Source organism: Falsiroseomonas oryziterrae (genome assembly GCF_021864505.1).
Taxonomy (GTDB): Bacteria; Pseudomonadota; Alphaproteobacteria; order Acetobacterales; family Acetobacteraceae; genus Falsiroseomonas; species Falsiroseomonas oryziterrae.
Map to the genome: position 1 here is coordinate 1 of NZ_JAKJIB010000389.1, position 3,505 is coordinate 3,505.

The window sequence follows — 3,505 nt, forward strand, 5'->3', positions numbered from 1 at the left end:
GGGGCGCGGCCGCGCACGTCGAAGGGCAGCACGACGCGCGAGGTGCCGCCGGCGTCGCGCAACAGGACGCCGGCCAGCGCCGCGCGCGCCTCGCCGGCCTGCGGTGCGGCTTCCAGGACCGTCAATTGCGCCTCGATGGAGAGCGGGGCCTCGCCGCGCGTGCCCGGCGACAAGACGGCGGAGAACAGGCCCGAGGCCTGCAGCCAGGCGCGCAGGGCCGCGTCGGCCAGGTCGCCCGGCGGGGCGATCCACTGGTCATAGACCGCGATGTCGAAGGAGCCGTCCGGCTGCGCGGTCCGCAGGCCGAGATCCTGCACCCCGGGCACCGCCCGGACCTGACGGAGCAGGACCACGGCGGCGCCGGATGGTGCGCGCCGGCTCGTCGGTCGACGGGGCGAGAGGTCGAAGCGGCGCACCGGGACGTTCGGCCGGTCGGGAAAGATGGAACAGCCCGCCAGCAGAGGCAGCGCGAGCAGCAGGCGTCGTCTCATCGGCGGCGGTCCGGGGGCGGCGGCGGAGCGCCGAGAAGGAACTGGGAGGGCGAGGCGCGCAGCGCATCGGCCGTGGCGCGCAGGCTCGCCGTGGTGGCGCGCAGATCCTGCAGGATGGGGACCAGGTCGGCTTGCACGTCGGTGGTCGTCTCGCGCGCAGTGCGCATGGTGCGCTCGAAGGTCTGCAGCGTGCCCGGCAGGCGTTCGGCGGAGCGGCGCAACTCGTCGGCGGCGCTGGCCGCGCTGCTGAGCGCCCGCCGCAATTCGGGCGCGCTCGCGACCCCCTGCGCGGCTTCCGCGGTGCGGCGGAACTCCGCGATGGTGCGCTCGATCTCGCCGCTCTCGAGCACGCCGCGCACCCGAGCCATGGTGAGGGCCGTCTCGCGGAGCGTGGCAGCGAGATCGCCGTCGGTGGATTGGCGGCTGAGGCTGGCGACCAGCGTCGAGAGGTCTTGCGCGATCTGCTCGAGCGGGATCTGCGACAGGCGCTCAACGAGCTGCTCCGCCGCGCCGCGGACCTGCGCCACGGTGGAGGGGATCGACGGAATGACCGGGAAACGCGGCGTCCATGGGAATGCAAGCGGTGGGAACCGCTCGGGGTGCGGCACGAAGTCCAATTCGACATAGTTCACGCCGGTGATCCCCTGCGCGGCGATGCGGGCGCGCAAGCCGAGCTGCACCGCCTCGGCGGTGCGCGGCACTTCGCCGATCTGGGCGGAGTCGATCGCGAAGCGGATCAGCACGAGCTGGAAGGCCTCGGTGAAGGCGACGCCTGCCGCCCGCTGGTATTCGGTGGAAGCCAGCCGGATCTCGGTCACGCGCCCGATCTGGACGCCGCGATAGCGCACCGGCGCCCCGACATCGAGACCTTGAACGGATTCGCGCGAATAGGTCTCGAAGACCGTGAGGGGCCCCTGGCCCCGGCCACCGGCCAGGAAGATGACGAAGCCGGCGGCCAGGATCGCTCCGGCGACGACGAGCATGCCGACGCGGAGATAGAGCGCCTTGCCCTTCATGCCGCCTCTCGCCGGAAGAAGGCGCGCACCGTGGGATGCGTGCTCTCGTCGCGCAGGCGTCGCGGATCGCCTTCGGCGATCATCCCCTGCGCCTCGCGGTCCAGCATGATGCAGCGGTCGCCGATGGCGAGGATCGAAGCCAGTTCATGCGTGACCACGACGAAGGTCGTGCCGAGCGACCGGGCGAGATCGCGGATCATCTCGTCGAGGCCTGCCGAGGTGATCGGATCGAGGCCAGCGGACGGCTCGTCGAGGAACAGGATGGGCGGGTCGAGTGCCAGCGCGCGCGCCACGCCGGCGCGCTTCAGCATGCCTCCCGAGACCTCGGAGGGCAGGCGCGACGCGGCTTCGGACAGGCCGACAAGGCCGAGCTTGACGCGGGCCACCTCGGCGCGGGCCTCCGGCCGCAGCGAGGTGTGCTCGGCCAGCGGCATCTCGACGTTCTCCAGCAGGGTCTGGGAGCCGAACAGGGCGCCCTGTTGCCACATCACACCGATCCGGCGCAGCAGTGCAAGCCGCGCCGCGCCGTCGGCGGCCCACACATCGGTGCCGAGGATGAACACGCGCCCGTGACGCGGCGGCACCAGCCCGATCATCATCTTCAGCAGCGTCGACTTGCCGCAGCCGGACCCGCCCAGGATGACGAAGACCTCGCCGCGCTTCACCTCGAAGGAGACGTCGCGGAACAGTACGCGGTCGCCGAAGGCCGCGGTCAGGTTCTCGGCGCGGATCACCGCCTCGGCGTCCGGCGCGGCGGTCACAGGCCGAGCCTCTCATAGGCCACGGCGAAGACCCCATCGAGCAGGATGATGGAGACGATCCCGCCCACCACGGCGGCGGTCGCGGCATCGCCGACCGCGCGCGGCCCGCGGCCTGCGCCGAGGCCGGCGCGGCAGCCGATGGCGGCGATAGCGAGGCCGAAGAAGCACGCCTTCACGAGGCCGCCCAGCAGGTCCGACAGCGTCAGCCACTGGCTGAGCTGCTGCAGCACGGTCGTCAGCGGGAAGCCGAACAGGTTCATGATCAGCGCCATGCCGGAGAGGCCCGCGAGCGTCAGGAGCAAGGAGAGCACCGGCATGACCAGGACGCCGGCGAGCACGCGCGGCAGGACCAGCAGCGCCATCGGGTCGATGCCCATGACGCGCAGCGCCGCCACCTCCTCATTCACGCTCATCGTACCGAGCTCGGCGGCATAGGCGCTGCCGGTGCGCCCGGCCAGGATCACGCCCGCCATCAGAGGCCCCAGCTCGCGCAGCAGCGAGATGCCGACGAGGTTCGGCACGAAGATCTCCGCGCCGAAGCGGCGCAGCGGGATCGCGGACTGGAAGGCGAGGATCACGCCGAGCAGGAAGCCGAGCAGGACGGTCAGCGGAAAGGCGCGCGTGCCGGCCTCGTCCAGGTGGCGCAGCACCTCGCCGATGCGCAGGCGCCAGGGCCGCAGCAGCGTGCCGAGCAGGATGATCGTGAGTTCGCCGAGGAAGGCGATCGAATCGACGAGCGCCTGGCCGCCATACCAGACCGATCGCCCGAGGCGCGCGAGGAGGGGCAGGCTGCGCTCCGGCTTCGGGCGCGGCGCGTCGCGGGCCTGCCGCACACGATCGAGGACCTCCGAGACCCCCGGGCCAGCGCCACGGATCGTCGACCCGTGGCCCGCCGCTTCCGCGGACAGGACCAGCGTGGCGCCCGTCGTATCGATCGCCTCCAGCCGCGCGAGATCCAGCACCACCGGCCCTCCGGCGGCCTCTTTCATCAGCCGCGGCCACAGTTCCGCGGCGCGCGGCGTGTCGAGGCGGCCAACCAGCACGAGCACGGTCGCGCCGGCTTCCTTCCGGACCTCGAGCTCGCACCGGGGCGTCGTCGCAGCCTCCGCCATCGCGTCATCCATTCGGCCTGCGCTCCGTGCGGTCAAGCGCAGGCCAGGGCAGCGCGCGCCGCGGCCTGCCCGGACAGCCAGGCGCCGCCGACCGTTCCCGCCAGGGTCGCATGGCAGGCCTCCCC

Annotated in this window: 4 protein-coding genes; all 4 read right to left on the reverse strand. The window is 72.6% G+C overall.

The annotated features are described in order from the left end of the window. The coding region (locus L2I40_RS20685) for an ABC-type transport auxiliary lipoprotein family protein (protein ID WP_237217060.1) at nt 1-491 on the reverse strand (491 nt) is incomplete at its 3' end. Further along, entirely contained in the window at nt 488-1,507 is a 1,020-nt protein-coding gene (locus L2I40_RS20690) for an MlaD family protein (RefSeq protein ID WP_237217061.1), read from the reverse strand. The genes L2I40_RS20690 and L2I40_RS20685, both read right to left, overlap by 4 nt. Beyond that, nucleotides 1,504-2,268, reverse strand: coding sequence for an ABC transporter ATP-binding protein (locus tag L2I40_RS20695; protein ID WP_237217062.1), 765 nt, complete (start codon nt 2,266-2,268; stop codon nt 1,504-1,506). Before L2I40_RS20695 ends, L2I40_RS20690 begins: the two co-directional genes overlap by 4 nt. Then, nucleotides 2,265-3,392: an ABC transporter permease gene (locus L2I40_RS20700; RefSeq protein WP_237217063.1), complete on the reverse strand. Its 1,128-nt coding sequence runs from the start codon at nt 3,390-3,392 to the stop codon at nt 2,265-2,267. Before L2I40_RS20700 ends, L2I40_RS20695 begins: the two co-directional genes overlap by 4 nt. Between the last annotated feature and the right edge of the window lie 113 nt (nt 3,393-3,505).